Below are 14065 nucleotides of genomic sequence, written 5' to 3' on the forward strand. Positions count from 1 at the left end.
CATCCTTGATTGAGAGTGGCCATGATTTTACCGGCTTCACGCCGCCGGCGCGGGATAGCGCTGCGCATACCACTGCTTCAGGTGCTCGATGCAGCGCGTCACGCGGGGCGCCACCAGCTGGCGCGACGGGTAGATGGCAAACAGCGCCAGGCTGGGACGCTCCACGTCGGGAAACAGTTCGACCAGCGCGCCGCTGGCCAGTTCTTCGCGGCAGACAAAGGTGGGCAGGATGCCGATGCCCAGTCCCCGCAGGATCAGGCTGCGCATGAACAGGGTGTTATTCGTGCGCACCCAGTTCGGCACTTCGATGTCGCTGTGCGGCCCCGCATGGCGCAGCGGCCAGCGGCTGCCGAACAGGGCGTGGCTGTAGATGAAGCAGCGCTGGCGCGTCAGGTCCGTGGGGTCCAGCAGGGGACCGTGGCGTTCCAGGTAGGCGGGCGCGCAGCAGATGTGCAGGCGGTAGTCGTGGATGTGGCGCGCCACATAGCTCGAATCGGTGAGCGCCGTGGTGACGCGAAAGCCCAGGTCGTAGTTGGCGGCCGCCAGGTCCACGTATTCATCCTTCAGGTCGACGTCCAGGCGCAAGGCCGGCCACTCGGCCATGAAATCGGCCAGGCCCTCGGCCAGCTCGCCCACGCCCAGCGATAATGGCGCGTTGATGCGCAGGCGGCCCGTCACGTGGGCCGTCGAGTGGGCCACCATGTCCTCGGCCTGCGCCAGTTCGTCGAGCAGCTTGCGGCAGTGCTCGAGGTAGGCGGCGCCCGTTTCCGTCAGGGCCAGCTGGCGCGTGGTGCGCGTCATCAGGCGCCCGCCCAGTTCCTGCTCCAGCTGGCCGATGCGCCGGCTCACATACGAGGCCGACAGGTCCAGTTCATCGGCCGTGCGGCGAAAGCTGCCCAGCTCGGCCACGCGGCGGAACAGCTGCATCGCCTGTAATTTATCCATGGCGTTCCCATTCGGTCGTATTCAGCATTAGTCAGCTGCATTATTCATCATTTTTCTCCATTTTGATTCGGAATATGCTGGCGGCTTCTCTACTGGAATCCTCATGATGAAAAAATTACTCTTAAGCAGTGTGCTGCTCGCCGCCTTTTCCACCGCCCAGGCGGCCGACGTTCTCGTCGTGCTGTCCGACGCGAACCACCTCGAATTGCGCGATGGCAAGGTCTTCGCGACGGGCTTTTATCTGAATGAACTGATGCAGCCCGTCAAAAAGCTGCTCGACGCGGGCCACACGGTGACGTTTGCCACGCCGCAGGGCCAGGCGCCCACGCTGGACGCCAGCTCGGATACGGCCGCCTACTTTGGCGGCGACGCGGCCGCGCACGCGGCGCACAAGGCGCTGCTGGACCAGCTGGCGCTGACGGTGCCGGGCCGCTCGCCCGTGATCAGCCTGAAACGGGTGGCGCAGATCGGCTATGGCCACTATGCGGCCGTGCTGGTGCCGGGCGGCCACGCGCCCATGCAGGATTTGTTGAAGGATGCCGGCCTGGGCGCCTTGCTGCGCCAGTTCCACGCGGACGGCAAGCCGACGGCGCTGCTGTGCCACGGCCCCATCTCCCTGCTGTCGGCCCTGCCGCAGGCGGCCCAATTTACGGCCGCGCTGGAAGCGGGCCAGACGCCGCCCGCGCCGGCCGGCTGGATCTACAGCGGCTACCGCATGACGGTGATCAGCAACCAGGAAGAACTGGCGGCGCAGGGCGCGCTCGGCGGCGGCACGATGAAGTTCTATCCGCAGTCGGGCTTGCAGGCGGCCGGCGCGCAGTATGTGCAGAACCAGGCGCCGTGGAGCAGCAACGTGGTGGTCGACCGCGAACTGATCACGGGGCAGAATCCCGCCTCGGCGCCGGCCCTGGCGGACAAGCTGCTGCAGGCGCTGCGCTGAAAAAAATCCCCGGCGGCGCCTGGGGGCGCGGCCGGGGAGGTGCAACGCGTGCAGCGCCGCGTGTGCTATTACACGATCGTCAGGGTGACGTCGATGTTGCCGCGCGTGGCGTTCGAGTACGGGCACACGATGTGGGCGGCGGCGACCAGCGCTTCGGCGGCGGCGCGTTCCATGCCTGGCAGCGAGATTTTCAGTTCCACTTCGATGCCGAAGCCCGTCTCGATGGCGCCGATGCCGACGTTGCCTTCGATCGACAGGTCCGCCGGCAGGGCGATCTTGTCGCGGCCGCCGACGAATTTCATGGCACCGATGAAGCAGGCCGAGTAGCCTGCAGCGAACAGTTGTTCCGGATTGGTGCCGACGGCGCCATTGCCGCCCAGTTCTTTTGGCGTGGTCAGCTTGACGTCCAGCACATTGTCGGACGACACGGCGCGGCCTTCGCGGCCTCCGGTGGCGGTAGCTTGAGCGCGGTACAGGACTTGTTTGATCGACATGATGGTTTTCCTTGAGTTGATTAAATAGTTGACTACTAAATAGTGTGCTACTTGTTTCGTGGGCTGGTGCCCCAGGATGCCCGTCTGAAGAAGCGGTGTGCGGCGTCCATGTACACAATATATATCGCACGCTATTTAATTGCAAGCGATTTTATTTGCGCGTGGCGCGGATTGAAGCTTTATTTTCTTGCCTTTGTCGCCAGTATTGCCCTTCCATCGCATAATGGCCACCGCCGCTGGCGCCGATAGTTATGCTTGGCCCCACTTCACTCCCCAAGGAAAAATCATGACTAGCCTCTTCTTTATCCTGCGCATCACCGTGGCCACGATGGTCGCCTACATCATCGCCACGGCGATTCTGGTCGAGAATTTCCTGCGCCATGTCTTCGGGCAGACGGAAGGCTTTTTTGTCATCGTCGGCGCGCTGCTGGCCAGCGCCGTCGTCACGAATGCGTTTTCGCACGTGCGGCGCGTGCGCCTGATCGCCGGCGCCGTCAATGCCGGCACCCTGTCGAGCCGCCAGCGGCGCCAGATCGAGATTCCGTTCGAGGCGGGCGAGGCGTTCGACATGATCGACGCGGCCATCCGCGAACTGCCGGGCAGCGAAGTGGTCGAAAGCGCGCGCGACAGCCTGCAGGTGCAGGCCCGCGTGCGCCGCGCGGCGCCCTACACGCACACGGGCTTGCCGCGCATGCGCCTGCTGAGCTTCCTGGAGCCGCGGCCGAACCAGATTCTCGCCACCGTCACGCCGAATGGCGAAGCGGGCAGCGTCACCCTGATCTGCGAACCGGCGCGCAATGCCTGGACCGACTGGTTCCTCGTCGACCATGGCAGCAACCTGGAAAACGCGGAGGCGGTGACGCGGGCGATGACGCGCCGGGTGGCGCAGCGCCGCCGCGGCGAGCAGGCCGAGGCGCGCCAGACGGTGACGGAAAAGGAACTCACGGTGGCCAAGCTGAGCCTGCTGCATGCGCAGGTCGAGCCGCACTTCCTGTACAACACCCTGGCCAGCGCGCAGTTGCTCACGCGCAGCGACCCCGTGCGCGCCGACGAAATGCTCGGCAACCTGATCCTGTACCTGCGCCACTCGCTGCCGCGCACGGAGCAAGCCATGTCGACCCTGGGCACGGAGCTGGAACGGGCGCGCGCCTACCTCGATATCCTGAAAATCCGCATGGGCGCACGCCTGAACCTGCAGATTGAGGTGCCGCAATACCTGCGCCAGGCGGAACTGCCGCCGATGATGCTGCAAACCCTGGTGGAAAACGCCATCAAGCATGGCCTGGAGCCGAAAAGCGGCGGCGGCACCATCTGGATCATGGCGCGCAGCGGCAACGGCACGGTGATCGTCACGGTGGCCGATGACGGCAAGGGGCTCAGCGACGACGGCGCCGGCACGGGCATTGGTTTACGCAATGTGCGCGAGCGCCTGCGCCTGACCTACGGCAATGCCGCCGCGTTCGCCATTGTCGCCAATTTCCCCGATGGCGTGACGGCCACCATCACGGTGCCAGACAGCACGGCGCAAGGAGTTTCCTATGCATCAGCCTGAGATGACTTGCGTCATTGCCGAAGACGAAGCCCTGCTGCGCGATGCGCTGGTGGCCCTGCTGGCCGAAGAGTGGCCCAGCCTGCGCATCGTCGCCGCCTGCGACGACGGCGGCGCGGCGCTCGAGGCCATCGCCACCCTGCGCCCCGACATCGCCTTCCTCGACATCCGCATGCCGGGCTTGACGGGGCTGGAAGTGGCGGCCGGCGCGCTGGAAGCGAGTCCCGCCACGCAGGTGGTGTTCGTCACCGCCTACGACCAGTACGCGATCGATGCCTTCGATAACGGTGCCGTCGATTATCTATTGAAACCGATAGCCCGCGAGCGCCTGCAGGCGACCGTGCAGCGCGTGCAGGCACGGGCCGGCAAGAGCCAGGCGGGCGACGGCGCGCTGGCCGGCTTGCTGCAGCAATTGAGCAGCGCCTTGCCGGCGGCGGCCAAGTCGCCGCCGCTGGTGTGGCTGACGGCCAGCAGCGGCAAGGATACGCGGCTGATCATGGTGGAAGACATCGCCTATTTTCAGTCCGACACCAAGTACACGGCCGTCATGACGGCGGAAGGCGAGGCGCTGCTGCGCAAGCCGATCCGCGAATTGCTCGACGTGCTCGACCCGGCCATCTTCAAGCAGATCCACCGCTCCACCATCGTCAACATGAAGATGGTGGCGTCCGTCACGCGCGACGAGGTGGGGCGTGGCGCCTTGCGCCTGAAAACGCGGCCGGAAACCCTGGCCGTGAGCCAGCCGTTCATGGCGCTGTTCCGCAATATGTAGGCTGGCTTAATCGGCCGTTTCAAAGCCTTCGAGCACGTTGACGACATTGATGCCGATTTCCTTCACCGCATAGCCCCCTTCGAGGATGAAGGCGGTGGGCAGGTTCAGATGCGCGAGGCGTTCGCCCACGCGCAGGTAGTCGCCGCTTTGCAGGGCGAAGTGCGACAGCGGGTCGCCGGCAAAGGTGTCCACGCCGAGCGAGACCACCAGCGCGTCGGGCGCATACATATTGATGCGCAGGCAAGCCGTTTCCAGCGCGGCGAACCAGCTGGCCGTGGACGTGCCGGGGGGCAGCGGCAAGTTGACGTTGTAGCCGAGCCCCGCGCCGCTGCCCGTTTCATCGGCGTGGCCCAGATAAAACGGATATTCGCTGCGCGGGTCGGCGTGCAGGGAGGCGAACAGCACGTCGTCGCGCTGGTAAAAGATGCTTTGCGTGCCGTTGCCGTGGTGGTAATCGATATCGAGGATGGCGACCTTGCGCGCGCCGTCGTCGAGCAGATGCTGCGCGGCCAGCGCCGCGTTGTTCAGAAAACAGTAGCCGCCGAAGAAATCGCTGCCCGCATGGTGGCCCGGCGGGCGCGTCAGGGCGAACGTGGCCCGCTCGCCCAGGCGCAGCGCATGGGCCGCATTGACGGCGCAGTCGGCGCCCGTCTTGGCCGCCGTCCACGTGCCGGCCGTCAGCGGCGTGCCATTGTCCATCGAGTACAGCCCCAGCTTGGCCGTGAAGTCATCCGGTTCGATATCGCTGCGCAAGGTGCGCACGGGCCACACGGATGGCAAGGCGTCCTTGCCCGCATTGTCGGGATCGAGCGCCAGCCAGTCGTGCCAGGCGTGGCGCAAAAAATGCAGGTAGCGGGGCGTGTGGATGCGCTCCAGCGACGTCAGCGGCACGCCATGCGGCGTGACGATGCGGCCCAGGTTACGCCGTCCCAGTTCGGCCACCACCATGTCGGCCCGCTCGGGCGTCTCGAAGCAGGGTACCAGGGTGCCGCGAAACATTTCGAAGCGGCCCCGGTGCTGGCTGTGCAATTCATTGTAGAAGGTCAGCATGGGGGCGCTTTGCGCAAGGTCAGACTCAGGTGTGCGAGCACAGGGTGCTGGCGCGGTAGGCGGCGACGAAATCGTCGAAGCTGCCGGCCGGTGCCGCTTCCATGGCGCGCTGCTCGGCCAGCGAGCTGGCGGCCATCTCGTCGAAATACGCGCTTTGTTCCTGCGTTGCCGGCTGCGCGCGGAAATAGGCGGCGTGGCGTTCGCTCTGGCGCAAGCCGAAGGCGGCAAACGAGCCGCCGTTGGCGCGCAGTTCGGCCAATACCTTCGCCGATGGCGTCGCATCCGGGTCGGCCAGTTTGCGGGCTTGCGCGGCCAGGCTGTCCGCATGCTGCGTGCCGCCAAGGCGCGCGTCGAGCAAGGCCGCCACGGGCGCGATGCGCGCCAGCAACTCTTCGCCCCAGGCCTGCAGGGTGATCTCTTCGCCGTCGCGGCGCAGGGTCAATCCAGGCTTGCGGCCTTCCTTGACGGTGCGGGCGAAATTGTTCGTATAGCAGGCGCTTTGCTCGGCCGAGATGGGGCCGCTGTCGTCGAGCGCGCAGAACAGCAGGAAGGCGTCGAGGAAGCGGCCCGTTTCCAGGCTGATGCCGACCGGCTCGAACGGGTCGACATCCATGCAGCGCACTTCGATGTATTGCACGCCGCGCAGGCACAGGGCCTGGATCGGGCGCTCGCCCGTGCGGATCACGCGTTTCGGACGGATGGTCGAATAGTATTCATTTTCGATCTGCAACACGTTGGTGGACAATTGAATCCACTCGCCATCCTTCTTTGTGCCCAGCGCCGCGTACGGCGGATATGGGTCGTTGACGGCGTGCGTGAGGGCGTTGACGTAGTCGTCCAGGCTGTTTTCGTGCGGGCGCAGGCCGGACTGGGCATCGTTCTGGTAGCCGAGGTCGCTCATGCGCAGGCTGGTGGCGTACGGCAGGAACAGGGTGTCGTCGGACAGGGTGTCGAGCTTGTGCGCGCGGCCGCGCAGGAAACCGGCCGACAGGGCAGGCGAAGCGCCGAACAGATACATCAGGAGCCAGCTGTAGCGGCGGAAATTGCGGATCGTCGCCAGGTAGCTTTCCGACTGCACGTCTTTCGGCGTGGCCGCCGCGTGGGTGGGGCTGGCGCTGGTGTCCGGATTGCTGGCCAGCGCTTGCCACAGCTGCTCGTCGAGCGAGTAGTTGTAATGGATGCCGGCGATGCATTGCATGGCTTTGCCATAGCGCAATGCCAGACCGCGCCGGTAGACGTGCTTGAGCATGCCCATGTTCGAGCTGCCGTAGTTGGCGATTTCGATGTCCGCTTCGGGCGGCAGCTGGCACGGCATCGACTGGCTCCACAGCAGCTCGTCGCCGAGGCGGCTGTAGGCGTGGCGGTGCACGGTGTCGAGTTTGTCCAGCGTGACGGCGATGTCCTGTTCCGCCGGCGTGATGAATTCGAGCAGCGCTTCGGCGTAATCGGTGGTGATTTCAGGGTGCGTCAGTGCCGAGCCCAGGGCGGCGGGGTGGGGCGTGGAAGCCAGATGGCCGGCATGGTCGACGCGCAGGGTTTCACGCTCGATGCCGCGCAAGCCGCCCAGCAGCGCGCGGTTGGCATCTTCGGTCAGCAATGCCAGGCGGCGAGTCAACAGGTTGGGCAATTTGAGCTTCCTTTCTTGTGCAGCATATAAATAATTTGTGCTGAGATTAACCGAATTTTGGCAAATGCGTCGGCGCCGGCCCAAAAAACGCCGCGTCGCCAGCGTCCGCCCCGGGGAACAGGGACGGCGCTTCGGTCAGGAATTCGCTTGATATTTTAACAAACTGCGGGGGATCTGGCGCGCTGCCGGATCAAGCTTTGCGCAGCGTATGGCGGTCAGCCGTGGCGGGCGCCGCTGACCCGTTCGATGCCGGCCAGGTCGCGCCAGCTTTGCACTTTGCTGTAGCCGGCGTCGGCCAGCAAGCCGCGCACGGATGCCGCCTGGTCGTAGCCGTGTTCCATCAGCAGCCAGGCGCCTGACGCCAGGTGGCGCGCGGCGCCGGAGACGATGGTGCGCAGGGCCGACAGGCCGTCCGCGTGGTCGGTCAGCGCGCCGGCCGGCTCGAAGCGCAGATCGCCTTCGGCCAGGTGGCGGTCGCCGCTGGCGATGTAGGGGGGATTCGAGACGATCAGGTCGAACTTTTCCGTGCCCAGCGCCTCAAACCAGTCGCTGGCCATGAAGGTGATATTGACGCCGTTGGCGCTGGCGTTGCGGCGCGCCACGGCCAGCGCCGTGCTGCTCACGTCCAGGGCCGTGACGACGGCGTCGGGCCGCGTATGCGCGAGCGCGACGGCGATGGCGCCGCTGCCCGTGCCCATGTCGAGCACCCGTCCGCCGGGCGGCAGGCGTTCGAGCGCCAGTTCCACCAGCACTTCCGTGTCGGGGCGGGGGATCAGCACGGCGTCGTTCACTTCGAACGGCAGGCCGAAAAACTCGCGCTGGCCGACGATGTAGGCGATCGGCTCGCCCTGCAGGCGGCGCGCCAGCAAGGCTGACAAACGGGCCGCCTCGTCGGAAGTGAGGACTCGCTCCGATTGCGTGATCAGGCTCACGCGCGACAGGCCCAGCGCGTGGCCCAGCAGGATGCGGTTGTCGAGCGGATCGAGCAGGGGACGGATTTGCAGGGCGCCGACAGTGCTGCCGGCGGGGATCAGTGTTTCTGGCATAGTGCTTTCAATTATTTCTGACGGCGCAGCAAGGTCCACAGCAAGGTGAGGGCGAAGATGGCGAACCAGATGAACGCCCATTGCGGGATCGACAGGCCGAAGAATGGCTCGCCCGCGTTTTCGCAGGCGCCATACGATTCAAACATGAAGGGCATGAGTTCGGCCGTGAAGACCTTGTTCAGCGCCGTTTCCACCGGGTCGATGCCGCACGAAAAGCCGGGGTTGGCCAGCACGTACAGATGCTTGGCGCCCACGCCCAGGCCGCCCAAGGCCGCCAGCACGCCGACGCCCGCGCCGATCTTCGGCCGGTTGGCCGCCGCGCCGGCCAGGCAGGCGATGCCGATGGCGAGGAACAGGTAGCGCTGGATCACGCACAGCGGGCACGGCGCCATGTTCATGGCATGCTGCAAATACATGGCCACGCCCAGCATCAGGAAACACAGGGCGGCGGTCAACAGGAGGACGGTGCGTGAATTTTTCATGGGCGACACGGTGAGGTGGATGGAATCGAGCTGGTCATTTTCGCACAAGGGCGGATTTTTATTGCTTAGCCGCTACTTAAACCCTTGATCTGGCTGGACACTTTAACAAGTGTTCAGGGCAAGGCGCAGCGCCGCAGGCAGTACGAATGTACGGCCAGGCGATGCAACGCCGCCATGGACGCTGTTTAATCGCCCAGCGCTGCCAGCAGCTCCGCCTGGTGTTCTGCCGCCAAGGCATTCGTCAAGTCCGTCAAATCCCCATCCATGATGAAGTCCAGCTTGTACAAGGTCAAATTGATGCGGTGGTCCGTCAGGCGGCCTTGCGGGAAATTATACGTGCGGATGCGCTCACTGCGGTCGCCCGAGCCGATCAGGCTCTTGCGGGTGGCCGCTTCCTTCGACTGCTGTTCGCGCAGCTGCACGTCCTTGATGCGCGCGGCCAGCACTTTCATGGCCTGCGCCTTGTTCTTGTGCTGGCTGCGGTCATCCTGGCATTCCACCACGATGCCGGTCGGCAAGTGGGTGATGCGCACGGCGGAATCCGTTTTATTGATGTGCTGTCCGCCCGCGCCCGAGGCGCGGTAGGTGTCGATGCGCAGGTCGGCCGGGTTGATGTTGACGTCTTCCACTTCGTCCGCTTCCGGCATCACGGCCACCGTGCAGGCCGACGTGTGGATGCGGCCCTGCGTTTCCGTGGCCGGCACGCGCTGCACGCGGTGGCCGCCCGACTCGAATTTCAGTTTCGAATACGCGCCATTGCCGACGATACGCACGATCACTTCGCGGTAGCCGCCCAGGTCGGAGTCGGACGAGGACACGAGCTCCACCTGCCAGCGGTTGCGCTCGGCAAAGCGCGTGTACATGCGCAATAAATCGCCGGCGAACAGGGCCGATTCATCGCCGCCCGTGCCGGCGCGAATTTCCAGGAAGATATTGCGCTCGTCGTTGACATCCTTCGGCAGCAGCATGGTTTGCAATTCGCGCTCCAGCCGCGCCATGGTGGTCTTGGCCGCCTCGATTTCTTCCTGGGCGAATTCCTTCATGTCGGGATCGCCCAGCATCTCTTGCGCTGTCGCAATATCGTTGCCCGCTTCCTGGTAGGAGTGATACAGGGCCACCAGCGGGCCCAGTTCGGCGTGCTCGCGCGTCATCTTGCGGTAGCTGTCCATGTTCGACGTGGCGTCCGGATGCATCAGCAGTTCGTCGAGTTCGACCAGGCGGTTCGCCAGTTGATCGAGTTTGGCCAGCATGGATGGTTTCATAGCGATTCGCGGTAAAAGGTGTAGGGATGATACGGGCCCGGCAGGCGGGCAGGGGCGGCCGCGCGGGCGGCCAGCGGGGCTGCGCTAACGGCGGGGGCGGAACAGTTTCGGCAGCAGGGTGACCAGCTGCTTGCGCTCGTCGCCTTGCGCGTGGTGCAGCGCTTGCTGCGGGCCGTGCAGGAACTTGGCCGTCAAGCCTTTCGACAGCGCTTCCAGGACGGCGTCGATGTCGGCGCCCTTGGCCAGCATCTTGCGCGCCCGTTCCACTTCCATCAGGCGCAAGGATTCGCTGTTTTCATGCAAATGCTGGATGACGGGCACCATGGCGCGGTCGTCGACCCAGCTCATGAACGATTGCACGCGCGTCTCGATGATGGCTTCGGCTTGCGCCACGGCCGCTTGCCGGCTTTCCAGGCCCGTCTGCACGACCTTGCCCAGGTCGTCGACCGTGTACAGGAAGACGTCGTTCAAACGGCCCACTTCCGCTTCGATGTCGCGGGGCACGGCCAGGTCGACCATGAACATGGGCTTGTGGCGGCGTGCCTTGATGGCGCGCTCGACCAGGCCCAGGCCCAGCAGCGGCAACGATGACGCCGTGCACGAGATGACGATGTCGAACTGGTGCAGCTGCTCCGGCAAGTCAGCCAGGCGGATGGCCTTGCCGTTGAAGCGGTGCGCCAGTTCCTCGCCCCGCTCCATGGTGCGGTTGGCAATGGTGATGCTTTTCGGGTTTTGCGCCGCGAAGTGCGTGGCGCACAATTCGATCATTTCGCCGGCGCCGATGAACAGCACGTTCTGCTCGGCGATCTTGTCGAAGATGCGCTGCGACAGGCGCACGGCGGCCGCCGCCATGGACACGCTGTGGGCGCCGATTTCCGTGCTGCTGCGCACTTCCTTGGCGACGGAAAAGCTGCGCTGGAACAACTGGTGCAGATACGTGCCCAGGCCGCCCGCCTCGTCGGCCGTACGGATGGCGTCCTTGATCTGGCCCAGGATCTGCGTTTCGCCCAGCACCATCGAATCGAGCCCGGAGGCGACGCGGAAGGTGTGGCGCACGGCATCGTGCTGCGGCAACATATATAAGTGGGGGCGCAGCTCGCTGTAGTTGAGCTTGTGATAATCGGCCAGGAAATGCGCGCCCGCGTCGAGCGGATTGGGCACGTGGCTGGCCGCATACAGCTCGGTGCGGTTGCAGGTCGACAGGATGGCCGCTTCGTCGTTGTCGCGCAAGTCGATGCGCTGGAACCAGGTGCGCGCCGCCATCACCGCCTGGCCCAGGTGCTCAGGCGCAAACGCCAGCTGTTCGCGGAGCGACACTGGGGCGGTGGTATGGTTGAGGCCTACGGCGAGCAGTTGCATTTCGGGGCTGTTGGGATGGCTTATGCCGACATTATAACGCTTTGTGCCCGTGCTTTGAGCAGGTCTGCCGTTTGCCGCCGTTCAGCCGCCCAGTTTTTCCAGGCGATAACCGTAACTGTAGACGGGTACCAGCCTGTAGCCGTGTTCCGGTTTCAGCTGCAGCTTGTTGCGCACGCGCGAGACGTGGGTATCCATGGTGCGCGAGGGCAGGGCCGTGTCGCGCTGCCACACGGCTTCGTGGATGTAGGCGCGCGACAATGGACGGCCCAGGTTGCGGAAAAACAGCAGCGCCAGGGCGAATTCCTTGTGCGTCACGTCGAGCACTTCGCCATCGCGCAGCAGGCGGCCTGGACGGGTTTCAAACGTGTAATGACCAAATTGCAAGGTTTCGGCGCCATTCTGGGCCGGGTACGCCACGCGCAGCAGCGCCTGGGTGCGCAAGGTCAGTTCGCTGCGCCGCAAGGGCTTGATCATGTAGTCGTCGGCGCCGGCCGTCATGCCCGCCACCACATCGTCTTCGCCGGAACTGTTGGTCATAAACAACACGGGCGCCTTGGGCGCCAGTTTTTCCCGGGCACGGCGCAACACTTCGGCACCGTCCAGATCGCTCACATGCCAGTCGAGGATGAGCATGTCGCAACTGTCCTTGCGCAGTTGCCCCAGCATGTCCTTGGCACTCTGAAACTCGTGGCAAGCGTGGCCGGCGGCGGTGAGCACCTGGCAGATCAGTTCTGCCTGGCTATGGTCGCTATCGAGTACGGCAATTCGCATAATGGGCTGGAGTGTGTAGCAACAAACAGACGGTCCGCTCTGCTTATCGTAATGTTAAGGAATGCTCAAGTGAAATATAACAGAGATTGCAACTGTGTCCAGTGAAATCGGCAGCGCAGGCCTTTACGTTACACTTGTTCATCTACCCATCACTCGCGGAGAAACGGCCATGGCAGACAAGAGCACCACCGATTGGACCCTGATACCGGCCAGCCGCGCGGACATCGAGCAAGTGCGCGAGCGTTGCCGGCGCCTGGTGCAGCGGCGTGCCATGATGTCGGCGGGCGCTTCGGCCATTCCCATTCCCGGCATCGACCTGATGTCCGACGTAGGCCTGTTTTCCATGCTGATCAACGATATCAACCACGAATTCGGCCTCACGCCCGAGCAGATCGAGCGCCTGAACCCGCAGTTCAAGATGATGGCCTACCGCGCGGCGGTGGGCATGGGCGGCATGCTGGTGGGAAAGTTGGTGTCGCGCGAACTGATCCTCCAGCTGCTCAAGCGCAGTGGCGTCAAGATTGCCACCAAGCAGGTGGCGCGCTTCGTGCCGTTTGCCGGCCAAGCGGTGGCGGCAGCCATCGGCTACGCCGTGTTCCGCCAGATCGGCAACCAGCACGTGAACGCCTGCGCCGCGGTGGCGCAGGAATTGCTTACGGTCAGGCCGGATTAGGCCTTACGCGTCCGGCAGCACCACGTTGACGTCGAGTACTTCCAGGTTGCCCTGGCGGTCCAGCGAAATCTTGATGTCGTCGGCATTGACCTTGGTGTACTTGGAAATGACGGCGATCAATTCCTTGTGCAGGGCGGGCAGGAAGTCCGGACCATCGCGTCCGCTGCGTTCGCGGGCGATGATGATCTGCAGGCGTTCCTTGGCCGCGGTGGCCGTCTTCGGCTTGGGGGGGAACAGGAAAGAAAGCAAGGCCATATCACTTCGCCCCAAAAATGCGCTGGAGTAATCCAGGCTTTTCATAGTTGGTAAAGCGCAACTCGACATCTTCGCCGAGGAAACGCGAAACCACGTCTTCATAGGCTTGCGCCACGTCCGTGCCCGTGAAATGGATGGCCGGGTTGCCCTGGTTCGAGGCGGCCAGCACTTGTTCCGATTCCGGAATGATGCCCACCAGCGGGATGCGCAGGATTTCCTGCACGTCCTGGTAGGACAGCATTTCATCCGATTCCACGCGTTTCGGCGAGTAACGGGTAATCAGCAAGTGTTCCTTGACCGGCTCGCCGCCCGTCTGCGCGCGGCGCGACTTGGCTTGCAGGATGCCCAGGATGCGGTCCGAATCGCGCACCGACGACACTTCCGGGTTGGTGACGATGATGGCTTCATCGGCAAACGTCAGCGCCATCAGCGCGCCATGCTCGATGCCGGCCGGCGAATCGCAGATGATGAATTCGAAGCCCATGTTGATCAGGTCGTTCAACACGCGTTCCACGCCTTCTTCCGACAAGGCATCCTTGTCGCGCGTTTGCGAGGCTGGCAGGATGAACAGGTTGTCGCAGTGCTTGTCCTTGATCAAGGCCTGGTTCAGGGTTGCTTCCTTGTTGATCACATTGATCAGGTCGTAGACGACGCGGCGCTCGCAACCCATGATCAGGTCGAGGTTACGCAGGCCCACGTCGAAGTCGAGCACGGCTGTCTTGTGGCCGCGCATGGCCAGGCCAGTGGAAAAACTGGCGCTAGAGGTCGTCTTGCCGACACCGCCCTTGCCGGACGTCACAACAATAATTCTTGCCACAAATAATCCTTTTCAGATATCTC

The 14065-nt window shown here is 64.2% G+C and carries 15 protein-coding genes; 4 read left to right on the forward strand and 11 right to left on the reverse strand.

Going from position 1 to position 14065, the window contains the following annotated elements; all coding sequences use genetic code 11:
* Window positions 1–36: 36 nt before the first annotated feature.
* The gene (locus tag O3300_RS18035) at window positions 37–945 is read right to left on the reverse strand and encodes a LysR family transcriptional regulator (protein ID WP_305053719.1); all 909 of its coding nucleotides are present in this window, start codon (window positions 943–945) and stop codon (window positions 37–39) included.
* Between the two features lie 103 nt (window positions 946–1048).
* Between O3300_RS18035 and O3300_RS18040 the strand changes: the two genes are divergently transcribed.
* A complete protein-coding gene (locus tag O3300_RS18040) occupies window positions 1049–1885 on the forward strand; it encodes a type 1 glutamine amidotransferase domain-containing protein (protein ID WP_305053720.1) in 837 nt (278 codons plus the stop codon).
* A 68-nt stretch (window positions 1886–1953) separates the two neighbouring features.
* Here the strand turns inward: O3300_RS18040 and O3300_RS18045 are convergent, their stop codons facing one another.
* Complete coding sequence (locus tag O3300_RS18045) at window positions 1954–2379, reverse strand: organic hydroperoxide resistance protein (RefSeq protein ID WP_034783746.1); 426 nt, start codon at window positions 2377–2379, stop codon at window positions 1954–1956.
* Window positions 2380–2665: 286 nt separating this feature from the next.
* Here O3300_RS18045 and O3300_RS18050 point away from each other — a divergent pair, with 286 nt between their 5' ends.
* Together O3300_RS18050 and O3300_RS18055 are read left to right on the forward strand one after the other, a co-directional pair.
* On the forward strand, window positions 2666–3931 hold the full coding sequence (locus O3300_RS18050; RefSeq protein WP_305053721.1) for a histidine kinase: 1266 nt from the start codon (window positions 2666–2668) through the stop codon (window positions 3929–3931).
* Entirely contained in the window at window positions 3918–4700 is a 783-nt protein-coding gene (locus tag O3300_RS18055; RefSeq protein ID WP_305053722.1) for a LytTR family DNA-binding domain-containing protein, read from the forward strand. The genes O3300_RS18050 and O3300_RS18055 overlap by 14 nt, the downstream gene beginning before the upstream one ends.
* Window positions 4701–4706: 6 nt before the next feature.
* Here the strand turns inward: O3300_RS18055 and O3300_RS18060 are convergent, their stop codons facing one another.
* From O3300_RS18060 to O3300_RS18090, 7 genes are all read right to left on the reverse strand, one after another.
* Window positions 4707–5750 (reverse strand): histone deacetylase family protein, encoded by a 1044-nt coding sequence (locus tag O3300_RS18060; RefSeq protein WP_099665884.1) that lies wholly within the window; start codon window positions 5748–5750, stop codon window positions 4707–4709.
* Between the two features lie 25 nt (window positions 5751–5775).
* Window positions 5776–7377, reverse strand: coding sequence for a glutamate--cysteine ligase (gene gshA / locus O3300_RS18065; protein ID WP_305053723.1), 1602 nt, complete (start codon window positions 7375–7377; stop codon window positions 5776–5778).
* 215 nt (window positions 7378–7592) lie between these two features.
* Window positions 7593–8423, reverse strand: a complete 831-nt coding sequence (gene prmC, locus O3300_RS18070; RefSeq protein ID WP_305053724.1) for a peptide chain release factor N(5)-glutamine methyltransferase — start codon at window positions 8421–8423, stop codon at window positions 7593–7595.
* An 11-nt stretch (window positions 8424–8434) separates the two neighbouring features.
* Window positions 8435–8905, reverse strand: coding sequence for a disulfide bond formation protein B (locus O3300_RS18075; protein ID WP_077408913.1), 471 nt, complete (start codon window positions 8903–8905; stop codon window positions 8435–8437).
* Between the two features lie 185 nt (window positions 8906–9090).
* A complete protein-coding gene (gene prfA / locus O3300_RS18080; RefSeq protein WP_077398497.1) occupies window positions 9091–10167 on the reverse strand; it encodes a peptide chain release factor 1 in 1077 nt (358 codons plus the stop codon).
* 84 nt (window positions 10168–10251) lie between these two features.
* Window positions 10252–11526 carry a glutamyl-tRNA reductase gene (hemA, locus tag O3300_RS18085; RefSeq protein WP_077398499.1) on the reverse strand — a complete coding sequence of 425 codons (1275 nt, stop codon included), beginning with the start codon at window positions 11524–11526 and terminating at the stop codon, window positions 10252–10254.
* 81 nt (window positions 11527–11607) lie between these two features.
* The gene (locus O3300_RS18090) at window positions 11608–12297 is read right to left on the reverse strand and encodes a response regulator transcription factor (RefSeq protein WP_099665880.1); all 690 of its coding nucleotides are present in this window, start codon (window positions 12295–12297) and stop codon (window positions 11608–11610) included.
* A 169-nt stretch (window positions 12298–12466) separates the two neighbouring features.
* Here O3300_RS18090 and O3300_RS18095 point away from each other — a divergent pair, with 169 nt between their 5' ends.
* Window positions 12467–12970 carry a YcjF family protein gene (locus tag O3300_RS18095; RefSeq protein ID WP_251349519.1) on the forward strand — a complete coding sequence of 168 codons (504 nt, stop codon included), beginning with the start codon at window positions 12467–12469 and terminating at the stop codon, window positions 12968–12970.
* A gap of 3 nt (window positions 12971–12973) precedes the next feature.
* Here O3300_RS18095 and minE read toward each other — a convergent pair whose 3' ends face one another.
* Complete coding sequence (gene minE / locus O3300_RS18100; RefSeq protein WP_034752886.1) at window positions 12974–13225, reverse strand: cell division topological specificity factor MinE; 252 nt, start codon at window positions 13223–13225, stop codon at window positions 12974–12976.
* A 1-nt stretch (window position 13226) separates the two neighbouring features.
* Window positions 13227–14042 carry a septum site-determining protein MinD gene (gene minD, locus O3300_RS18105; RefSeq protein ID WP_034783730.1) on the reverse strand — a complete coding sequence of 272 codons (816 nt, stop codon included), beginning with the start codon at window positions 14040–14042 and terminating at the stop codon, window positions 13227–13229.
* Window positions 14043–14065: the final 23 nt, after the last annotated feature.

The sequence above is a fragment of the Janthinobacterium sp. SUN206 genome (assembly GCF_030587305.1).
GTDB classification, from domain to species: domain Bacteria; phylum Pseudomonadota; class Gammaproteobacteria; order Burkholderiales; family Burkholderiaceae_D; genus Janthinobacterium; species Janthinobacterium kumbetense.

Bases quoted from the DNA above. Each gene is read 5' to 3' on its own strand.
- O3300_RS18035 (WP_305053719.1), bottom strand. From the start codon at position 945: ATGGATAAATTACAGGCGATGCAGCTGTTCCGCCGCGTGGCCGAGCTG.
- O3300_RS18040 (WP_305053720.1), top strand. From the start codon at position 1,049: ATGATGAAAAAATTACTCTTAAGCAGTGTGCTGCTCGCCGCCTTTTCC.
- O3300_RS18045 (WP_034783746.1), bottom strand. From the start codon at position 2,379: ATGTCGATCAAACAAGTCCTGTACCGCGCTCAAGCTACCGCCACCGGA.
- O3300_RS18050 (WP_305053721.1), top strand. From the start codon at position 2,666: ATGACTAGCCTCTTCTTTATCCTGCGCATCACCGTGGCCACGATGGTC.
- O3300_RS18055 (WP_305053722.1), top strand. From the start codon at position 3,918: ATGCATCAGCCTGAGATGACTTGCGTCATTGCCGAAGACGAAGCCCTG.
- O3300_RS18060 (WP_099665884.1), bottom strand. From the start codon at position 5,750: ATGCTGACCTTCTACAATGAATTGCACAGCCAGCACCGGGGCCGCTTC.
- prmC (WP_305053724.1), bottom strand. From the start codon at position 8,423: ATGCCAGAAACACTGATCCCCGCCGGCAGCACTGTCGGCGCCCTGCAA.
- O3300_RS18075 (WP_077408913.1), bottom strand. From the start codon at position 8,905: ATGAAAAATTCACGCACCGTCCTCCTGTTGACCGCCGCCCTGTGTTTC.
- prfA (WP_077398497.1), bottom strand. From the start codon at position 10,167: ATGAAACCATCCATGCTGGCCAAACTCGATCAACTGGCGAACCGCCTG.
- hemA (WP_077398499.1), bottom strand. From the start codon at position 11,526: ATGCAACTGCTCGCCGTAGGCCTCAACCATACCACCGCCCCAGTGTCG.
- O3300_RS18090 (WP_099665880.1), bottom strand. From the start codon at position 12,297: ATGCGAATTGCCGTACTCGATAGCGACCATAGCCAGGCAGAACTGATC.
- O3300_RS18095 (WP_251349519.1), top strand. From the start codon at position 12,467: ATGGCAGACAAGAGCACCACCGATTGGACCCTGATACCGGCCAGCCGC.
- minE (WP_034752886.1), bottom strand. From the start codon at position 13,225: ATGGCCTTGCTTTCTTTCCTGTTCCCCCCCAAGCCGAAGACGGCCACC.